The following is a 20,422-nucleotide window of genomic DNA, read 5'->3' as shown; positions in this document are numbered from 1 at the left end:
CTGGCGCAGGGGAAGTGACTTAATTTCACTGCGTCATGAGGGTTCTTCATGAACTGCGCGATTCAGGTATAATCCCCCGACATTTCCAACCGGTTTAAACGATCATGACAAAACTCACCCTACAAGAGCAGATGCTGAAAGCGGGCTTAGTCAGCAGTAAAAAGATGGCGAAGGTTCAGCGCACGGCGAAAAAATCCCGCGTCCAGGCTCGCGAGGCGAGAGAGGCTGTTGAAGAGAACAAGAAAGCCCAGCTGGAGCGTGATAAGCAGCTGAGCGAACAGCAAAAACAGGCGGTGCTGGCAAAAGAGTTCAGGGCGCAGGTGAAGCAGCTGATTGAGATGAACCGCATCACCGTGGCGAAGGGCAACATTACCTTTAACTTTACCGATGGCAGCCTGATCAAAAATATCGACGTCGATAAGCAGACGCAAACCCAGCTGATCAACGGTCGCCTGGCGATTGCCCGACTGGTGATTAACGCGAATGGCGACTGTGATTACGCGATTATCCCGGCGGTGGTGGCGGATAAAATTGCCCAGCGCGATGCGGACAGCATTGTGCTAAACAGCGCGCTGAGTCAGGAAGAGCAGGACGAAGACGATCCGTACGCAGACTTCAAAATCCCTGACGATTTAATGTGGTAAACCTCGTTCAGAATGGCGCGGCGTGACGGGCATTCATGGTCTCGCCGCTCAGCGGATGAATAAAACTCAGAACGCTTGCATGCAGCATCAGCCGGGGCGTTTCTTCCGCCCCCGGCCATTCCAGACCCCCATACAGATCGCACCCCAGAATAGGATGGCCTAACTGCTGGCAGTGAATGCGCAGCTGGTGGGTGCGCCCGGTCTCCGGGGTAAGCTCAACCCGCGTCAACGGCATTGTCGTATCCTGGTAAATACGTTCCATCACCCGATAGCGGGAGCGAGCGGGCTTACCTGTGCGGGCACAGATCGTCATCAGCGGAAACAGAGCCGGATCTTTGGCAATCGGGGCATCCACGGTCCCTTCGTCCTGTTCTACATGTCCGCACAACAGGGCGGTGTAAACCTTGGTCACGGCGCGCTGGCTGAACTGGTGGCAAAGCGCGGCGTTAATCGCTTTGTTACGTGCAATGACCATCAGACCCGAAGTGCCAAAATCAAGACGATGCACCAGCGTGCAGCCGGGAAAGGTTTGCACCAGACGGTGGTGGACGGAATCGCGGTTTTGCGGATTTTTCCCGGACAGGCTGAGCAGACCTGAGGGTTTGTTGATCAGCAGCAGATGCTCGTCCTGCCAGAGGATCTCAATGTCGTCGTGACAGGGTGGTGCAATAAACGTATCGATAATGACAGACATCAGGCCGCCGGGCTGGAGAGTGGGTGCGGATGATAACGAAATACGGGGGAAAGAAAAACCCTCCCACCGGGCGGTGAGAGGGGGAAAATTTAGGCTGCGACCAGGCTGTCGATAGCGGCTTTCGCGTCGGTCTGCGCTTTGGTGGCCACTTCCGGGCCGTAAGCGATACCTTCAGCGAACACGAAGTTCACGTCGGTAATGCCGATGAAGCCCAGGAACAACGTCATGTACGGTGCGACCAGATCGGTAGGGGTATCTTTGTGAATACCGCCGCGGCTGGTCAGGACGATAGCGCGTTTACCTTTCACCAGACCTTCCGGGCCGTTCTCGGTGTAACGGAAGGTTACGCCAGCGCGCGCCACCAGGTCGAAGTAGTTCTTCAGCTGCGTAGGAATGTTGAAGTTATACATTGGGGCGTTGATCACGATAACGTCGTGGGCCTGCAACTCAGCAATCAGCTCGTCGGAGAGCGCCAGGGCTTCCTGCTGACGTGGGGTGAGAGGCGCATCGCTCGGACGCAGCGCGCCAACCAGCTCGCCGTCCAGCACAGGAATCGGGTTTGCCGCCAGGTCACGCACGGTGATTTCATCCGCGCTGTGCTGTTCACGCCACTGTTCAACGAAATAGTCAGCAAGCTGACCAGACTGTGAATACCCTGCCAGAATACTGGATTTCAACACTAATACTTTGCTCATGGGAATTTCCTGTTTTGTATTTGATTGAGGGGGGTGCCCCGTTGCTTGTTGACACTTTATTCACAATCCTGCCACAGGGATAGCGCAATATATCGAAGCCTATGTTCGAATTTTTTGAATAAGGCGCGAAAAGCGCTGATGTGGTACTCTATAGCAATCATTAAAAAGAGATTTTATCCGGCAGTGCACTGCCCGTTAACGCTATGACAGAACAACAGAAATTATCCTTCCCGATGCTGATGCAACAGCTTGATTCGCTGATGCTGCGCGATAAACAGCGGTTTGCGCGCCGTCTGCACGGCGTTAAGAAGGTTAAAAATCCTGATGCACAACAGGCCATCTACCAGGAGATGGCCAAAGAGATTGAACAGGCGGCAGGGAAAGTTGTGCTGCGTGAAGCCGCACGCCCGGAGATTACCTATCCGGAAAACCTGCCCGTCAGCCAGAAAAAACAGGACATTCTTGAGGCCGTGCGCGACCACCAGGTGGTGATCGTCGCGGGGGAAACCGGTTCAGGTAAAACCACTCAGCTGCCGAAGATCTGCATGGAATTAGGCCGCGGGGTGAAAGGGTTGATCGGTCACACCCAGCCGCGTCGTCTGGCGGCGCGCACCGTGGCGAACCGTATTGCCGACGAGCTGCAAACGGAGCCGGGCGGCTGCATCGGCTACAAGGTGCGATTCAGCGACCACGTCAGCGATAACACCATGGTTAAGCTGATGACCGACGGTATCCTGCTGGCGGAAATCCAGCAGGATCGTCTGCTGATGCAGTACGACACTATCATCATCGATGAAGCGCACGAGCGCAGCCTGAACATCGACTTCCTGCTCGGCTACCTGAAAGAGCTGCTGCCCCGGCGTCCGGATCTGAAAATCATCATCACCTCCGCGACCATCGACCCGGAGCGCTTCTCAAAACATTTCAATAATGCGCCGATCATTGAAGTCTCAGGCCGAACCTACCCGGTTGAAGTGCGCTATCGCCCGATTGTAGAAGAGGCGGACGATACCGAACGCGACCAGCTTCAGGCCATCTTCGATGCCGTCGACGAGCTGGGCACCGAGAGTTCTGGCGACATTCTGATCTTCATGAGCGGCGAGCGTGAGATCCGCGATACCGCAGATGCGCTCAGCAAGCGCGATCTGCGCCATACCGAGATCCTGCCGCTGTACGCGCGCCTGTCCAACAGCGAGCAGAACCGCGTGTTCCAGCCGCACAGCGGGCGCCGCATCGTGCTGGCGACCAACGTGGCCGAAACCTCGCTGACCGTACCGGGCATTAAATACGTGATCGACCCGGGTACGGCGCGCATCAGCCGCTACAGCTACAGAACCAAAGTTCAGCGTCTGCCGATCGAGCCGGTTTCGCAGGCGTCAGCTAATCAGCGTAAGGGCCGCTGCGGCCGCGTGTCGGAAGGGATCTGTATTCGTCTCTATTCGGAAGACGATTTCCTGTCGCGCCCGGAGTTTACCGATCCGGAGATCCTGCGAACCAACCTGGCATCCGTTATCCTGCAAATGACCGCGCTGGGGCTGGGCGATATCGCCGCCTTCCCGTTTGTGGAAGCGCCGGATAAGCGCAATATTCAGGACGGGGTGCGGCTGCTGGAAGAGCTGGGGGCCATTACTACCGACGAGCAGGCGACGGCCTACAAGCTAACGCCGTTGGGCCGCCAGCTTAGCCAGCTGCCGGTCGACCCGCGGCTGGCGCGCATGGTGCTGGAGGCGCAAAAACACGGCTGCGTGCGCGAGGCGATGATCATCACCTCGGCGCTCTCAATTCAGGATCCGCGCGAGCGTCCGATGGACAAACAGCAGGCGTCGGATGAAAAACACCGTCGCTTCCACGATAAAGAGTCCGATTTCCTCGCATTCGTCAACCTGTGGAACTACCTCGGCGAGCAGCAAAAAGCGCTCTCTTCGAATCAGTTCCGCCGTCAGTGCCGGGTGGATTTCCTCAACTACCTGCGCGTGCGCGAGTGGCAGGATATCTACACCCAACTGCGCCAGGTGGTGAAAGAGCTGGGCATCCCGGTGAACAGTGAACCGGCGGAGTACCGCGAAATTCATATCGCCCTGCTGACCGGCCTGCTGTCTCATATCGGGATGAAGGATGCGGATAAACAGGAATTTACCGGCGCACGCAACGCGCGTTTCTCCATCTTCCCGGGCTCCGGTTTGTTCAAGAAGCCGCCGAAGTGGACCATGGTCGCCGAGCTGGTGGAAACCAGCCGTCTGTGGGGGCGTATCGCCGCGCGTATCGATCCAGAGTGGGTTGAGCCGGTGGCGCAGCACCTGCTGAAACGCTCGTACAGTGAGCCGCACTGGGAGCGCGGGCAGGGCGCGGTGATGGCGACGGAAAAAGTCACCGTTTACGGCCTGCCGGTGGTTGCAGCGCGTAAGGTTAACTACAGCCAGATTGACCCGGCGCTGAGTCGCGAGCTGTTTATCCGCCATGCGCTGGTGGAAGGCGACTGGCAGACGCGCCATGCGTTCTTCCGCGAAAACCTCAAGCTGCGCGCCGAGGTGGAAGAGCTTGAGCACAAGTCCCGCCGTCGCGACATTCTGGTGGACGACGAGACGCTGTTTGAGTTTTACGACCAGCGCATCAGCCACGATGTGATCTCGGCGCGCCATTTCGACAGCTGGTGGAAGAAAGCCAGCAAAGAGACCCCGGACCTGCTCAACTTTGAAAAGAGCATGCTGATCAAAGAGGGCGCGGAGTCGGTCAGCAAGCTCGACTACCCGAACTTCTGGCATCAGGGCAACCTGAAGCTGCGTCTGACCTATCAGTTTGAGCCGGGCGCGGATGCCGATGGCGTGACGGTGCACATTCCGCTGCCGCTGTTAAACCAGGTGGATGAGAGCGGGTTTGAGTGGCAAATTCCCGGCCTGCGCCGCGAACTGGTCATTGCATTAATCAAATCCCTGCCTAAACCAGTGCGGCGCAACTTTGTACCGGCGCCGAACTACGCCGAAGCGTTTTTAGGCCGCGTCACGCCGCTGGAACTGCCGCTGCTGGACGCACTGGAGCGTGAGTTCCGACGCATGACCGGGACCACCATTGACCGCGACGACTGGAACTGGGATCAGGTGCCCGATCACCTGAAAATCACATTCCGCGTAGTGGACGATAAAAACAAAAAGCTGCTCGAAGGCCGTTCTCTGACGGAGCTGAAAGAAGCGCTGAAAGGTAAAGTCCAGGAGACACTCTCTGCGGTGGCCGATGACGGTATTGAGCAGAGCGGGCTGCACATCTGGAGCTTTGGTCAGCTTCCGGAAAGCTATGAGCAGAAGCGCGGGAACTACAAGGTGAAAGCCTGGCCCGCGCTGGTGGATGAGCGCGACAGCGTGGCGATTAAGCTCTTTGACAATCCGCAGGAGCAACAGCAGATGATGTGGCGCGGGCTGCGTCGCCTGCTGCTGCTTAACATCCCGTCGCCGATTAAGTATCTGCACGAGAAGCTGCCGAACAAAGCCAAGCTGGGGCTCTACTTTAACCCGTACGGTAAGGTGCTGGATCTGATCGACGACTGCATCTCCTGCGGTGTGGACAAACTGATCCACGAGGCGGGCGGTCCGGTCTGGACGGAAGAGGGCTTTGCTCAGCTTCATGAAAAGGTGCGCGCGGAGCTGAACGACACCGTGGTGGAGATTGCCAAACAGGTCGAGCAGATCCTCACCGCCGTGTTCAATATCAACAAGCGTCTGAAGGGGCGGGTGGATATGACCATGGCCCTGGGTCTGTCGGACGTGAAGGCGCAGATGGCGGGGCTGGTGTATCGCGGCTTTGTCACCGGCAACGGCTTTAAGCGTCTGGGTGATACGCTGCGTTATTTGCAGGCGATTGAGAAGCGTCTGGAGAAAATGGCGGTCGATCCGCATCGCGATCGAGCGCAGATGCTGAAAGTCGAAAACGTGCAGCAGGCGTGGCAGCAGTGGCTCAACAAACTGCCGCCAGCGCGTCGCGATGACGACGACGTGCGGGAGATCCGCTGGATGATCGAGGAACTGCGCGTCAGCTTCTTCGCCCAGCAGCTCGGTACGCCGTATCCCATTTCGGATAAGCGTATCTTGCAGGCGATGGAGCAGATCTCCGGCTAAAACCATTGCCCGGTGGCGCTGCGCTTACCGGGCCTACGGGAGAACATGCAGGCCGGGTAAGGCGTAGCCGCCACCCGGCTTTTTTATCGTTCCACCATCGCTAGCGTAAACCCATCCCACCCCTTAACGCCCACCGTTTGCAGCGCGGTGGCGGTTAAGCGTGGGTTATCTCCAGTCATCTCGATAAACTTCCGTACCCCATGCACGCGTGCATCGTCGCTTTGCCCGTTAACCACCTCGCCGTCGCGCACCACGTTATCGCCGATTATTACCGTGCCGGGACGAGAGAAGTGCAGCGCCCACTCCAGGTAGCCGGGATTGTTTGGCTTATCGGCATCAATAAAGATCAGGTCAAAGGGCGGGACGTCACCGAAATTCTCGAGCGACTTTAGCGCCGGGCCTGCAATCAGTTCTATGCGATCGCCGAGTCCCGCAAGATGAATATTCTGTCGTGCAACTGCGGCATGTGTCGGGTCCGCTTCTAGCGTAATCAACTTTCCGTCCGGCGGTAGGGCGCGCGCCATCCAGATTGAGCTATATGCACCAAGCGTACCGATCTCCAGAATGCGGCGGGCCTGCGTCATGCGGACAAACAGCGCCAGCAGTTGCCCCTGATTTGCGGCAACGTCGTGCTCGGGTAAACCGGCGCGTTTGTTGTTTTCAAGAACGTTCTGGAGAACTTCATCTTCAGGAATAAGCGACGAAATCATGTAATTATCTACTGAACACCACTGCTGTTGCATAGATTGACTCCTTGGGGGTATCGCCAGAGGCGAAATGTAGGCCGGGTAAGGCGTAGCCGCCACCCGGCATGTTTTCACGCACTGACCCAACCGCCGCCCAGCGCTTTATACAAATCAATTTGCGCCAGCAGCAGGTTGTTTTTCACCTGTACCACGCTGGTCTGCACCGAGAACAGCGTGCGCTGTGCATCGAGCACATCCAGATAAGAAGAGTACCCGTTGCGGTAGCGGTTTTGCGCTATCCGCAGCGTCTCCTGCGCGACCGCCTGCTGAGCCAGCAGCTCGGTAAGCTGTTCCTGATAACGGGTGATGGCATCAAGGCTGTCATTCACCTCGGCAAACGCATTACGTACGGTTTTTTCGTAGCTGTACAACGCCTGATTACGCTGAGACTGGGAGATATCCACCTGTGCATTCAGCGCCTGTCGGTTCAGCAGCGGCGCAAGAATACTGCCGCCCACGCTCCAGAGCTGGAGGGGGTTATCCAGCAATCCCGACAGCGTGCGATCCTGCACCGATCCTGTGGCCGTGAGGTTGATCGACGGCAGCAGGCTGGCACGCGATGCCGCCAGCGTCGCGTCCGCCGCAATCAGCTGACGTTCAGCCTGGACGATATCCGGACGCCGGTTCAGTAACGTCGACGGCAACTGGGAGGGCAGTTTCAGCGGCGTCAGGGCATCAAAGCTTTCACCGCGCGCAACGTCACCCGGGTTGCTGCCCAGCAGCAGGCTAAGCGCATTCTCCTGCTGCGCAATCTGGTGCTGAAGCATTGGAACCTGAGCGCGGGTGGCGCGCAGCTCAGAATCCGATTGCATCAGCTCAAGGCGAGAGCTGTATCCCGTCTCAAACTGTCGTTTAGCAAGATTGAACGCCTCTTCACGCGATTTCAGCGTGGACTGGGTAACGCGAAGCTGTTCATCCAGCGACAGGAGAGTGACGTACCCGGAGGCCACCGACGTTGCGACCGTGAGATCTGCCGCCGCGGCCGCCGCCTTTTGTGCCTCCAGCGACGCTTCGGCGGCACGGGAGGTGCTACGGTTTACCCCCCAGATATCCACGTCGTAGCTGGCGGTCAGGCTGCCTTTGTACAACGTACCGTATACCGGAAGGCCTGTGGCGGCGGACTGCGAGCGCGCGCGCGTCCCGGTCACGCCCGCGTCAAGCGACGGGAACAGGCTGCCGTCGGCGGCGTATACCCGGGCCTGATACTCATTAATCCGCTCGCGGGCAATCAGCACGTCGCTGTTGTTCTTCAGCGCCTGACCCACATAGTGATTCAGATTGCTGTCGTGGAAATTACGCCACCAGAGCTGCTCTGTCGGGCTGGTTGGCCCCGACGTCGCGCGCCACTGGGCCGGGATGTGCAGGGACGATTTGGCGGGCTCAACGTCAACCGACTGGCAACCCGCAAGGATAGCCATCATCAGCAGGCCGGCTATCGGGCGAAGCGTCATTGTTTCGCCTCCCGCGTGTCGATGGTGACCTGCACCGACATGCCAGGGCGCAGCAGCCGGTACGCCTCCGGCTCACCGAGTACCTCAATGCGTACCGGGATGCGCTGGGCGATTTTAACAAAGTTGCCCGTGGCGTTATCCGGGGTAATAGCGCTGAACTCGACGCCTGTGGCCGGGGATATGCTCTCCACGCGGCCCTGATAGGCTTTATCGTTTAACGCATCGACGGTGAATTTCACTGGCTGTCCGACGCGTAAATTCGCCAGCTGCGTCTCTTTGATATTGGCGATCACCCAGTGCTGCGGCGGGACCAGCGTGGTAAGGTGCGTCCCGGCGGTGACGTACGCTCCAAGACGCACCGCAATCTGCCCGAGCTGACCGTCACGCGGCGCGACAATGCGGGTGTTTTGCAGATCGATCTGCGCAAGCTCCAGCGCGGCTTTCGCATTTTGAACGTCCGCTTCCAGCGAAGCGCGATTGACGATAACCGTTTGTAGATCCTGGCGCGACATCTCAAGCGTTGCTTTCGCCTGGTCGATATCGGCGCTCCCCTGGGCGGCACTGGCCAGCGCCGCATCGCGCTCGCGAATGGACAGGGAGCCGTCTGCGGTCAGATCCTTCACGCGTTTCAGATCCGCCTGGGTTTTCAGACTTTGGGCACGGGCGTTTTTCAGTGCCGCTTCGTTTTTGGCAATCACCGCTTCCGCGCTTTTACGCTGTTGCAGGTTGTTGTTCAGCGCAGCAATTTTCATTGCCAGCTGCGCCTCGGCCTGATGGACGCGCTGGCGATAGATCCGGTCATCAATCTGCAACAGCAGGTCGCCTTTTTTAACCTGCACAAAATCCTGAACATGGACCTCAGTAATGTAGCCGTTGACTTGCGGACTGATGAACGTGGTCTGGCCGCGCACGTAGGCGTTATCAGTAAACTGGGTATGACGCGTGAACGGGGGCAACTGCCAGGCATAAAGGATCACCAGCACCCCGACAATGCCGATAGCCGCGGCGGTGAAAATGGAAACGACGCGTACATTTTTGCGGGTGTTGGCCTGCTCTTTGGCGGCATCCTGCTGACTCATAACTTCTCCTGAAAATAGTCATTACTTATTGCCAGTGGCGTTCTTAAGGGCCATACGGGCGGTGATGCGCAGGCGCAGCAAGCGCCATAAAATCCAGACCAGCGTGGCTGTGGCAATGCTCGCCGTCAGGAGATAAGTATCGTTGTAAGCCAGAATGTTTGCCTCAAGCGTCGTCACCGTCTGAAGCTGAATAATGGCCTGGGTTCCCAACAGGGAACTGTCGCCAACCAGGCTTTTATACATCTGGGTGTAAAGCTGAATGCGTTCGTTCACCAGCGGGTTGAGGGTGGTGAGCTGGTCAGCCAGCAGGCTGGAATGGTACTTCTCGCGCCAGGTCTGGAAGGTACCAAGGATTGCAGAACCCAGCAGGCCACCAAGGTTCTGACTCATGCCAAACATTACGGAAAAGCTGACCAGATTGCGTGGATCGGCGATCACCCCGCCAATGGCGGCCAGCATCGCAGGGGCGAGGAAGAAAGCGCTGCCGAAACCAAGCAGGAACTGGCTGAACATCAGCTGATCCGGCCGGGTCAGGTTGTTGGACTGGCTGTCCAGCAGCGAAGCAACAATCATCAGCGCCAGCGAGGTGATAATCGGCCAGGCCAGCTTAGTGGGTTTGATCGTCAGACAGCTGGTGACGATACCGCAGACGATTCCGGCGAAAATAGACCACGCCAGATGGGTCATCTGTTCATTCTGTAGGCCCGCATATTGCAGCCAGCCGATGACGCCGGTGTTCTGTTCCGCCAGTACGATGCGGATCAGCAGCATAATCAAACCCAGGCGTACGATGCTGCCGCTGGACAGCCAGCGGGTATTGAGCAGCGGGTTGCTGCGGTTATGTTCAAAAACGATTGCACAGACAATTAGCACCAGCGAGAGAGCCAACGCCCAGCCGATCCACGGTGTTTCAAACCACCATTCCAGACGCCCTAGCGACAGAACCGCGCACAACAGCGCCATACCGGGCGCAAGCAAAAAGAAGGTGATGAAATCTTTCTTCTCGAAAACTTTGCGTCGATCGCCCGGGGGCAGTTTCAGCACCATCACGCAGGCCAGTGAGATCAGGGCCAAACCCAGCTCGAAGAAGTACAGCCCACGCCACTCATCAAGCTGCAACAGCTCGGTGGAGAACAGCCGCGCCAGCGGTATCGCCAGCGACGAACCGGTAATGCCGATGGTCAGCGCCTTGAGTCGGTGCTTCGCGGGCCAGGCCTGTATCTGGTAATAAATGCCGAGCGAGCTGAGCGCGGCGGCGACCATCCCGTGTGCCGCCCGTACCATCAGCGCCGAGCTGAGATCGTTCACAAACAGGTGGAAAAAGGTGACCAGCACATACAGCACCAGGAAGCCTTCCGTAAACGCGCGCAAACCGTACTGCTGGCGAAACTTTACCAGCAGCAGGTTGATGGAGACGTTGGTCATGACATAGACGGCAGGCAGCCAGGCGATTTCAGTCGACCAGGCGCCGAAGGTGCCTTGCAGATTTTGCAGATTGGCGGTGACGACCGCGTTACCCAGCGCCCCGGTCAGACACACCAGCAGGCCGACCACGCCATAGGCGATCCGTTTCGACGTTGGATGTTCCGGGGTGGAAGGGGAACCCAGCAGAGCGGGTTTCTCGTGTGGCTGCCACTCGCGAGGAGCATAAGGATCGCGTTGGGGCAGGCGCATAACGGGGTTTACCTTTAAAAATGTTGAATTGTGAGCGGGCTAATGATTCTACGGCTGACGCAAATCATAATTCAAGTGAATACGAATATTGTATGTTAATCAAATGTAGAGGGAATGATGAAGAAAAAGTGCGGCTCGCGAACGGAGCCGCAATAATATTATCGCTGTTCCGGCTGCGCCTGAAGGTAGCGTTCACGGTTGATGCGGCTGGCACAAAAAATTGCAATGAGGGAGATAGCGACCGTCACGCCCAGATACCAGGCCACGGGTACCCAGTCGCCGTCGTATTTCGCCAGCAGTCCGGTAGCGATTAGCGGTGCCGTTCCGCCCGCCAGCGCGGCCCCAAGTTGATAACCCAGCGTGATACCGGTGTAGCGAACGTTGGCACTGAAAATTTCAGAGCAGAGCGTGCCGAGAACCGCCGTCACCGGTGCCCACAGTACGCCAAAAGCGATAACGGTCGCGAGCACAATTCCCCAGGTGGTACCGGTATTCAGCAGCATAAACCAGGGCACGATAAACAGGCCGAGCACGAAGACACTGACGGCGTACATACGCTGGCGGCCAACCCTGTCGGAGAGCAGACCCATCAGCGGGATCATGATAGTGGCGACCAGTGCGCCAAGAGTTACAGCCTCCAGCGCCTGGGATTTCTGATAGGTCAGGGTGGTAGTGGCGTAGCTCACCACAAACGTGGAGAAAATATAGAACGGTGCTGTCTCCACAACCTTAAGCCCGGCGGCAATTAGCACTTCACGCCAGTGGTGTTTTATGGTGTCGCGCAGCGGAGCTTTCGCAACCTGGCCGGATTTTTTCACTTTCTGGAAATCAGGCGTTTCGTCAATATCTTTCCGGATCCAAAGCCCCAATATTACCAGCACGGAACTGAGCAGGAACGGAATGCGCCAGCCCCAGGAGAGAAAATCCTCTTCGCTGAACAGCGTCATTAGCGAGACGATAAATGTCGCCATCAACATGCCGATGGTAACGCCCGCCTGCGGAATACTGCCGAAGAAGCCTTTGCGTTTTTCTGGAGCATACTCATAAGCCAGCAGCAGCGCGCCACCCCATTCACCGCCGATACCCATCCCCTGAATAATACGCATCAGGATCAGCAACGCGGGCGCCCACATCCCGATCATGTCGTAGGTGGGCAGCAGGCCAATCATCACGGTTGCACCTCCCATCAATGAAAGGGTGAGGACAAGCGTTTTTTTGCGACCGATACGATCCCCGATATGTGCAAAGAGAACGCCGCCAATGGGGCGAATAAAAAAGGTCAACGAGAAGGAGAGATAGGAGAGGATCAGCCCAATTACCGGGTCGACCATCGGAAAGAAAATCTTGTTAAACACCAGCGCGGCAGCGGTGCCATAGAGAAAATAATCAAACCATTCAATAGAACTTCCCGTAAGACTGGCAATTAATACCTTTTTGTTTTTCCGCAATACCGTTGCCGTGCTCTCATGTTGTGTCATGACTCAAAACTCCGCCACGTGGATGATAATAGAGGTGTTACCTGGCGCGCTTCAGGTGCAACCTGTCGGTGTGTAATGGTTGTGAAATTGTTAAGCAACTTAGGGTTGGATGTTACGTTTGGCAAGTCAGCCAGAACTAAAACGGGTCAGAACACGATGGGTTAAGCAGCAACTGGTGCTTTTTCAGCACGCTGTTGTGGCAGGATGTGTTGAAGGGCAGATAATCAAAAGCACAAACCCAGGGTGCAACCCAATTGTTTTTGGATGTTTCTGGTTATTTCATCAAAATGACAAATATGCAGCGTAATGAGCACCTCGGCTTTCAGAGTGATCTCCTTTTCAACCCCGTTGTGTGAAGTACTCTAAAGATTAATGCTGTAAGGAGGTAACGATGACAATGGCACTTTTCCCCTGTCTGCCTGGCACAACACTCGACGCCGTGAATACCGTTGGGGCGTGGCTTGCTCAGGACGACTATCAGGACAACCAGCCCGTTGATCTGGTGATTCTGGCGGGTAACGCGGTGATCCTCGCGATTGATGCTGCCTGTAAAATCGCGGCTGAACAGGGGGTTCCTCTGATCATCAGCGGCGGGATCGGTCACTCGACGACCTTCCTCTACGCCGCGATTGCTAAGCACCCCCGCTATAACAGGATACCCACCACCGGGCGGGCAGAGGCGGCTATTCTGGCCGACATCGCCCGTGAATTCTGGAACATTCCGGCTGAGCATCTTCACGTTGAGGATCAGTCGACCAACTGTGGCGAAAACGCCCGCTTCAGCCGGGCGTTGATGAAACAGTCCGGACTGAATGCCGCCCGGGTGCTGGTAGTGCAGGACCCGACGATGCAGCGTCGCACAATGGCTACGTTTGCCCGCGTTTGCCGCGACGAGGCTGCATCGCCCGCATGGATGAGTCATCCCGGCCTGACGCCCGTGCTGCAAAACAGTGACGACGGTCTGGCGTTCAGCGGCCCGGTCGAGGGGTTATGGCCGGTAGAACGTTACCTGTCGCTGGTGCTGGGTGAATTTCCGCGACTCAGGGACGACATCAACGGCTACGGTCCGGCGGGACGTGATTTCATTGCCCATGTCGATATCCCTGCCGACGTGGACGCCGCGTGGCAGATCCTGCGAAACGACGTCATTCTCACCGACGCGCTGGTGAGCCGTTCTCTGCTGTAATGCTCTTGCCCGTTTGCGCCATCTTTTACGCAAACGGGCAGCCTTTGTTGCCGATTTGTGATTTTTGAAACGGGCTGACCCGTTGCTTTTATGAGATATCTCACAAAAACAGACTCATAGAGTAGGCAATTGCCCCGGTAATTATAGTTTTTAACATTAAGTTTACTTGTTAAAAACAGTGTGATTACAGGAGCAGGTTATGACAGTACCCGTACAACATCCTATGTATATTGATGGACAGTTTGTTGCCTGGCAGGGTGATGCCTGGATTGACGTGATCAATCCGGCCACGGAAGAGGTCATTTCCCGTATTCCCGATGGCACCGCCGAGGACGCCCGCAAGGCCATTGACGCGGCAGAGCGCGCGCAGGCTGGCTGGGAGGCGCTGCCGGCCATTGAACGCGCCAGCTGGCTACGCAAAATTTCCGCCGGGATCCGCGAGCGCGTCAGCGAAATCAGCGCGCTGATTGTGGCCGAAGGGGGCAAGATCCAGCAGCTGGCGGAAGTGGAAGTTAACTTTACAGCTGACTATATCGACTATATGGCCGAGTGGGCGCGCCGTTATGAAGGGGAAATCATTCAGAGCGACCGTCCGGGCGAGAATATTCTGGTGTTTAAGCGCGCCCTTGGCGTCACCACCGGCATTCTGCCGTGGAACTTTCCCTTCTTCCTGATTGCCCGTAAGCTCGCTCCTGCGCTAATCACCGGCAACACCATCGTTATCAAACCGAGCGAATTTACCCCAAACAACGCCATTGCGTTTGCCAAAATCGTCGACGAGATTGGCCTGCCGAAAGGCGTCTTCAACCTGGTGCTGGGCCGCGGTGAAACCGTCGGACAGGAGCTGGCCGGGAACCCGAAAGTGGCGATGGTCAGCATGACCGGCAGCGTCGGGGCCGGTGAAAAGATCATGGCTGCGGCTGCGAAAAACATCACCAAAGTGGGGCTGGAGCTGGGTGGTAAAGCCCCGGCCATCGTGATGGACGATGCCGACCTCGAGCTGGCCGTGAAGGCCATTGTGGATTCACGCGTCATCAATACCGGACAGGTGTGTAACTGCGCGGAACGTGTCTATGTTCAGAAGGGGATCTATGACCGCTTTGTGAATCGTCTGGGCGAGGCAATGAAAGCCGTCCAGTTTGGCAATCCGGCTGAGCGAACGGATATTGCCATGGGGCCGCTGATCAACGCCGCCGCGCTGGAGCGTGTGGAGCAGAAGGTGGCGCGCGCGGTGCAGGAAGGGGCTAAAGTGGTCCTTGGCGGTAAAGCGGCAGAGGGTAAAGGGTATTTTTATCCCCCAACGCTGCTGCTGGACGTACGTCAGGACATGGCCATCATGCACGAAGAGACCTTTGGCCCGGTGCTGCCGGTGGTGGCTTTTGACACCCTGGAAGAGGCCCTGAAAATGGCCAACGACAGCGACTACGGTTTAACCTCGTCTGTATATACGCAGGATCTGAATGTCGCCATGAAAGCCATTAAAGGGCTTAAGTTCGGCGAGACCTACATTAACCGTGAAAACTTTGAAGCGATGCAGGGCTTCCATGCGGGCTGGCGGAAATCCGGGATCGGCGGGGCGGATGGCAAACACGGTCTGAATGAGTATTTGCAGACGCAGGTAGTCTATTTACAGTCGTAATCAGGAGCCCCCTCCATGCGAGATAATGTGTGCACGGAGCAGTTCCCTCGCCCCTTTGGGGAGAGGGTTAGGGTGAGGGGAACATACGGCTCTGGTGGTCATTCCGTTCACTTTAGGTTCCTTGCTACTCTGTAACAAAATGACCGGTGAACGTGCCAGGGTGGCTCAGTCGCCACCACCCTGGCGACCCGGGCTCCCGGCGGTAAATCGCCGCTTCGCGGTCCCTTCGGCTTATTCCTTCCGGCTTATCGGGGACGGGCGGAGGTAACATCCCTGTAAAGCCCGCCCTCTCGGCGCATCCCTGCGCCTCGCCCCGGCCGGAAGGCAAACGCCTCAGCGATTTACAGCCGGACCTGGGCATCGCTGTAATCCCTCCGTTATTCTGAAGGCACGTTAATGCTTCTGATTTCAAATAACTGGGAATACTCGGCCCTCCGTAAAAGGGGGTTCACATTTTCAGGAAAGGTGGTTATGTTGGCGCGATAACTGTTATTTATCGGGAAACAACATGCGCACAAAATATACGGGTCTGCAAATCAGCATTCACTGGCTGGTTTTTCTGTTAGTGATTATGGCCTATTGCGCCATGGAATTCAGAGGCTGGTTCCCGCGAACCGATCGTCCGCTTATTAATATGATCCACGTTTCCTGCGGGATCAGCATCCTGGTGCTGATGGTGGCGCGCCTGCTTATCCGCCTGAAATTCCCGGCTCCGCCCATTCAACCGAAACCAAAAGCGATGATCACCGGGCTGTCCCATCTGGGGCATCTGGTTATCTACCTGCTGTTTATTGCGCTGCCGCTGATCGGCATGGTGATGATGTATAACCGGGGAAATGACTGGTTTGCGTTTGGCCTGACGATGCCGCATGCGGCGGAGGGGAATTTTGACCTGGTGGATACGCTAAAAGCGTGGCACGTAACGCTGGCGAATCTGGGGTATTTTGTGATTGGTTTGCACGCCTTTGCCGCGTTGATGCATCACTATTTCTGGAAAGACAATACGCTGCTGCGCATGATGCCGAAAAAGCGTCAGTGACCGATAATGCCCTGCCAACCCGCAGGGCATTTTTTTTGCGGCTTATTGCAGTTGCGCGCGCTCCTGCGCCGTTAAATCCAGTTCCTGAGTTGTACCCGTTTCTGAAGATTTTACCGCCGCTTCCAGCACCGCCATCACCGCCAGGGCTTCCACCGGATGGACCGGATTGTCAATCTTGCCGTTCAGGGCATCGCGCACGTTTATATAGTACTGCCGCTGGTCGCCTTTTGGCGCAGGGATAGCGCTGGCGTCACCCTGGGCATTAAACAGCACCATAGCGTCGCTGTCCTCCCCCCAGCTTTCGCTACCCGGAATGACGCCTGCCAGAAGCTGGGCTTCCTGCTGATCGATGCGCGCTTTCACCACGCTGGCCTTATCGCCGTGGACGGTAAAGCGGGCAACGCCGCCTGCCACCAGCATGCTGCAATGGAGGACCACTTTGTGTTCAGGATAGTTCAGCACCACGTGCGCCCAGTCGTTAATTTCCGCACCGTCACGCAGGGTGGCGATGTTGCCCTGTACCGACAGCGGCAGACCAAAAAGCTGTAGCGTCTGGTCAATCATGTGCGGGCCTAAGTCGAACCACAGGCCACTGCCGGGAACATTTTGCTCTCTCCAGCGCACGCGAACCTCCGGGCGGAAACGATCGATATGCGATTCAAAGTGTTTTACCTTGCCGATACTGCCTTGCTCAATCACCTGCTTAATGCCGAGAAAATCGCTGTCCCAGCGGCGGTTATGGAAGACAGAGAGCAGGCGTTGTTTTTCTTGCGCAAGCGCAATCAGGTCTCGCGCTTCCTGCATATTGAGCGTAAACGGCTTATCCACCACTACGTGCTTGCCGGCGTTGAGCGCCAGGGTGGCCAGCGGCGCATGGGTCGCGTTAGGGGAGGCGATAACCACCAGGTCGATATCCGGGTGCTGAATAGCCTCTTCAGGGGTGGCAACAACGAGGACATTCGGCAGATCGCGTTTGACCTTTTCTTCATCCCGGGATGAGACCACCGCCAGCTTCAGGCCGTCGACGGAATGGATCAGCGGGGCATGAAACGTCTTACCCACAAAACCATACCCGATCAGCGCAATATTCATTGTCTTCACTTTATTCATGACCTTCTCCACGTTAATGCGCGCAAACGGTAACCTGCACGGCGCTATGGTCCCCGAGCTCTGCCCAGGGACGATCTAAAAACAGTTGATGAATCTGGGATAACCCTGAAACCAGATAAGGTTCGCACTGGTTGAGTTTAAGATGGTCGGCGACTACCCAGTGCGCCTGGCTTGCGGCCAGCATGGCACGCTTCACCTCGGCATCCGCCTCCTGACTGGCGCTCAATCCGAGCTCGGCATGAATGGCGCATGCGCCAAGGATGGCGATATCCGCCCGGTAGCGAGAGAGCAGCGAAAGGGTGGCGCTTCCGGCAAACAGGCGCTGTTTCTGATCCCACTTTCCACCAAGCAGGATCAGATCGATATCTTCCCGATCGCTAACCTGCTGGGCGATATCAAGAGAAGGGGTGATGATGGTCAGCGGTCCCTGCAGGAAAGAGGCAACGGCCAGAAGTGTGCTTCCGGCGTCCAGAAAAAGCGTCGAGCCCGCAGGTACGCACTGCGCAACCTGTTTACCCAGCCGCTGCTTGATTTCAGGCAGTAAGGTATTCCTGCTAACTCGGTTCATCGTCGAGAGATTCAGCGCGATGGCGCCGCCATGGTTTTTTTGCGCCAGTCCCTGTTTTTCCAGATCGGTCAGATCGCGACGGATGGTATCCGCCGAAACCTGCAACTTTTCTGCCAGCTCAGTGATGCTGGCCTGGCCTTGTTCAGTAATAATTTCAAGTACATATTTCTGTCTGGCGGTTTTATGCATGGGTGCAGTATCCTGCAAAATGTCGCAATACTATGCAGTTTACAGCATTTTACAGGAAAGGGAATCGTAACAGGAGGGGGATGTTGTCCAAAAACAGTTTAATAAGGTGAATATTGAATTAGCATTAATCAGTCATCAAAAACATGTATGTATCGTTTAGACCTGATGTTAACGCTATGTTTTACATAGAAATTTGGTTAAAGCTACCGAATAAGGAGTTCGAATAAGAATATAAAACCAGATTATAAATATAAATTGGTGCTTATATCTATTAGATATTCTTTTTAAAGTAAAATAATTTAATATTAATCAGCGAATGACTTAAATTGACAGTTCTTTGAAAATCTTTGTGTCTGATTCGAGATGAAATAAACGCAAAAATGTACATCAAGGTGTTTCAGAATTTTCCTTAAATTACATAGGGTTTATATGTTTCAGCGTAAACGCATCTAATAGCCATTTGTCCAGAAACCCCATCTTTTTTCTTATTTGTAACACCGCATTAACATTACAGATGTGGTCGCTCATATCACATTTTGTTATGCTGCGAATCAATAAATATTTAAGTAAATTCTTAAAAGAAAAAAAGAGATTGAACGGCTCTCATCTCAATTGAAATGGGTGTGGTCGACTATTGGCGGAATTTATCAAACAGGAGTGGGGCAAATAGGGTGAATTATTTGCACCTCTTCCTGGTAATTATTTAGCCATCACCTGAAGTCGGGGGTATTATAAAGATGAAATGCAATAACAGGATGCTCAGATTATCTGCTTCCCTGACCTTAATTTCACTGGTGGTGACAGCGGCTCATGCAACTAACGGTCTGGTAGGAATATCTCCCGTTGCGGCAATGACGATGAAAGAAAGTATTCTTTTCGCTCTTGACCGCGACCCGTCGGTGAGTCAGCAGGCTGCACAGCTGGGGATTGGCCAGGCACAAATAGACGAAGCGCGTAGTGGCTGGATGCCACAAATAGCCCTGAACGGGAGTACGGGTCACAGCCAGACCACCGATTCGAGCGGCTCGTTGCGAAATTCCGCAGCCTGGGGGCTGAGCCTGACGCAGCTTGTGTACGATTTTGGCAAGACCAATAACAGCATCAGCCAGTCTTCAGCTCAGCGTGACAGCTATCGCTACCAGCTGATGAGCACGATGTCTGCCGTCGCGGAAAAAACGACCCTCAGCTATGTGGAAGTGAAACGCTACAGCGATCTGCTACAGGCGGCAACAGAGAACGTGCAGGCGCTTAAAAACGTTGAGCAGCTGGCAAAACTCCGCGCCGATGCAGGCGTAAGCTCCACCTCTGATGAGCTTCAGACCCGCACCCGTATTGCCGGAATGCAGGCGACGGTAGAGCAGTACAATGCGTCACTGAACAGCGCCCGCGCGCGGCTGGCGGTATTAACTGGCATACAGGCTGAACGCTATTCACCGGTTCCGGGAGGTCTGGCCGTGGAGCCGGATTCTCTCAATCGAATTGATTATTCACTGATCCCAACGGTGATGGCCGCGCAGAACATGGAGCGATCAGCCCAGTACGGCGTAGAAACCGCGAAGTCTCAGCACTGGCCAACCTTAAGCCTGAAAGGGGGCCGCACCCGGTACGAGTCTGATAATCGCGCGTACTGGGATGATCAGATCCAGCTCAATATTGATGCACCGCTTTATCAGGGCGGCGCGGTCTCGGCGCGCGTCCGTCAGGCCGAGGGCGCAAGGGCAATGGCATCGTCTCAGGTCGATCAGGCCCGTTTTGATGTCCTGCAAAAAGCCTCCGTCGCACAGGCCGACTGGACCGGGGCGCAAGGACGTATGGAGGCCGGAAAACGTCAGCTGGAAAATGCGTTGCGCGCCCGCGACGTCTACAAAAATGAATATACCCTGAGCAAGCGCAGCATTAACGATCTGCTCAGCGTGGAGCAGGATGTCTGGTCTGCCACCTCAGCGAAAATAATGGCTGAATACGATGGCTGGAGCGCGGCGATTAATTACGCCTCCGCGGTGGATAATCTCATGCCGCTTATCGGAATAGAGAAAAACGCTGCCGCGAAATTACCTGATTTGAGTTAAAAAAGGCGCGCCTTTCTGCGCGAAATAAGTCAGACAATAATGGGTGGTTTTTCCC

15 protein-coding genes are annotated in these 20,422 nt (G+C 55.9%); 6 read left to right on the top strand and 9 right to left on the bottom strand.

All coding sequences use genetic code 11. From position 1 onward, the window contains the following. Positions 1 to 104 precede the first annotated feature (104 nt). Complete coding sequence (locus ACOT1A_RS06750; RefSeq protein ID WP_276170345.1) at positions 105 to 644, top strand: DUF2058 domain-containing protein; 540 nt, start codon at positions 105 to 107, stop codon at positions 642 to 644. A 7-nt stretch (positions 645 to 651) separates the two neighbouring features. On the opposite strand, the gene ACOT1A_RS06745 is transcribed toward ACOT1A_RS06750, so the two are convergent. Beyond that, positions 652 to 1,338, bottom strand: a complete 687-nt coding sequence (locus tag ACOT1A_RS06745; RefSeq protein ID WP_023300051.1) for an RluA family pseudouridine synthase — start codon at positions 1,336 to 1,338, stop codon at positions 652 to 654. Positions 1,339 to 1,427: 89 nt separating this feature from the next. Next, on the bottom strand, positions 1,428 to 2,033 hold the full coding sequence (azoR, locus tag ACOT1A_RS06740; protein ID WP_022648050.1) for an FMN-dependent NADH-azoreductase: 606 nt from the start codon (positions 2,031 to 2,033) through the stop codon (positions 1,428 to 1,430). A gap of 203 nt (positions 2,034 to 2,236) precedes the next feature. Between azoR and hrpA the strand changes: the two genes are divergently transcribed. Then, entirely contained in the window at positions 2,237 to 6,139 is a 3,903-nt protein-coding gene (gene hrpA / locus ACOT1A_RS06735; RefSeq protein ID WP_045622269.1) for an ATP-dependent RNA helicase HrpA, read from the top strand. 83 nt (positions 6,140 to 6,222) lie between these two features. On the opposite strand, the gene ACOT1A_RS06730 is transcribed toward hrpA, so the two are convergent. The 5 genes from ACOT1A_RS06730 to ACOT1A_RS06710 all read right to left on the bottom strand — a co-directional run bounded on the left by ACOT1A_RS06730 (position 6,223) and on the right by ACOT1A_RS06710 (position 12,567). Then, entirely contained in the window at positions 6,223 to 6,882 is a 660-nt protein-coding gene (locus tag ACOT1A_RS06730) for an O-methyltransferase (protein WP_276170346.1), read from the bottom strand. 74 nt (positions 6,883 to 6,956) lie between these two features. After that, positions 6,957 to 8,336: an efflux transporter outer membrane subunit gene (locus tag ACOT1A_RS06725; protein WP_276170347.1), complete on the bottom strand. Its 1,380-nt coding sequence runs from the start codon at positions 8,334 to 8,336 to the stop codon at positions 6,957 to 6,959. Beyond that, positions 8,333 to 9,415: an HlyD family secretion protein gene (locus ACOT1A_RS06720; RefSeq protein WP_022648054.1), complete on the bottom strand. Its 1,083-nt coding sequence runs from the start codon at positions 9,413 to 9,415 to the stop codon at positions 8,333 to 8,335. The genes ACOT1A_RS06725 and ACOT1A_RS06720 overlap by 4 nt, the downstream gene beginning before the upstream one ends. Before the next feature lie 21 nt (positions 9,416 to 9,436). Continuing rightward, positions 9,437 to 11,089, bottom strand: a complete 1,653-nt coding sequence (locus ACOT1A_RS06715) for an MFS transporter (protein WP_022648055.1) — start codon at positions 11,087 to 11,089, stop codon at positions 9,437 to 9,439. A 158-nt stretch (positions 11,090 to 11,247) separates the two neighbouring features. After that, a complete protein-coding gene (locus ACOT1A_RS06710) occupies positions 11,248 to 12,567 on the bottom strand; it encodes an MFS transporter (protein WP_155025948.1) in 1,320 nt (439 codons plus the stop codon). 391 nt (positions 12,568 to 12,958) lie between these two features. On the opposite strand from ACOT1A_RS06710, the gene ACOT1A_RS06705 reads away from it, so the two are divergent. From ACOT1A_RS06705 to cybB, 3 genes are all read left to right on the top strand, one after another. After that, the gene (locus tag ACOT1A_RS06705; protein WP_072202545.1) at positions 12,959 to 13,753 is read left to right on the top strand and encodes a YdcF family protein; all 795 of its coding nucleotides are present in this window, start codon (positions 12,959 to 12,961) and stop codon (positions 13,751 to 13,753) included. A 199-nt stretch (positions 13,754 to 13,952) separates the two neighbouring features. Next, the gene (gene aldA, locus ACOT1A_RS06700) at positions 13,953 to 15,392 is read left to right on the top strand and encodes an aldehyde dehydrogenase (protein ID WP_023306155.1); all 1,440 of its coding nucleotides are present in this window, start codon (positions 13,953 to 13,955) and stop codon (positions 15,390 to 15,392) included. A gap of 508 nt (positions 15,393 to 15,900) precedes the next feature. Further along, positions 15,901 to 16,431, top strand: coding sequence for a cytochrome b561 (cybB, locus tag ACOT1A_RS06695; RefSeq protein ID WP_023300059.1), 531 nt, complete (start codon positions 15,901 to 15,903; stop codon positions 16,429 to 16,431). Between the two features lie 42 nt (positions 16,432 to 16,473). On the opposite strand, the gene ACOT1A_RS06690 is transcribed toward cybB, so the two are convergent. Next, complete coding sequence (locus ACOT1A_RS06690) at positions 16,474 to 17,541, bottom strand: oxidoreductase (RefSeq protein ID WP_276170199.1); 1,068 nt, start codon at positions 17,539 to 17,541, stop codon at positions 16,474 to 16,476. A gap of 13 nt (positions 17,542 to 17,554) precedes the next feature. Continuing rightward, positions 17,555 to 18,298 (bottom strand): DeoR/GlpR family DNA-binding transcription regulator, encoded by a 744-nt coding sequence (locus tag ACOT1A_RS06685; protein ID WP_022648061.1) that lies wholly within the window; start codon positions 18,296 to 18,298, stop codon positions 17,555 to 17,557. A 737-nt stretch (positions 18,299 to 19,035) separates the two neighbouring features. Here ACOT1A_RS06685 and ACOT1A_RS06680 point away from each other — a divergent pair. Next, complete coding sequence (locus ACOT1A_RS06680; RefSeq protein WP_276170200.1) at positions 19,036 to 20,367, top strand: TolC family outer membrane protein; 1,332 nt, start codon at positions 19,036 to 19,038, stop codon at positions 20,365 to 20,367. Positions 20,368 to 20,422 lie beyond the last annotated feature (55 nt).

This window comes from Enterobacter cloacae complex sp. SYL003 (assembly GCF_049236925.1).
Taxonomy (GTDB): domain Bacteria; phylum Pseudomonadota; class Gammaproteobacteria; order Enterobacterales; family Enterobacteriaceae; genus Enterobacter; species Enterobacter intestinihominis.
The sequence above is the reverse complement of the archived record's forward strand: the minus strand, read 5'-3'. Positions and strand labels throughout refer to the sequence as shown.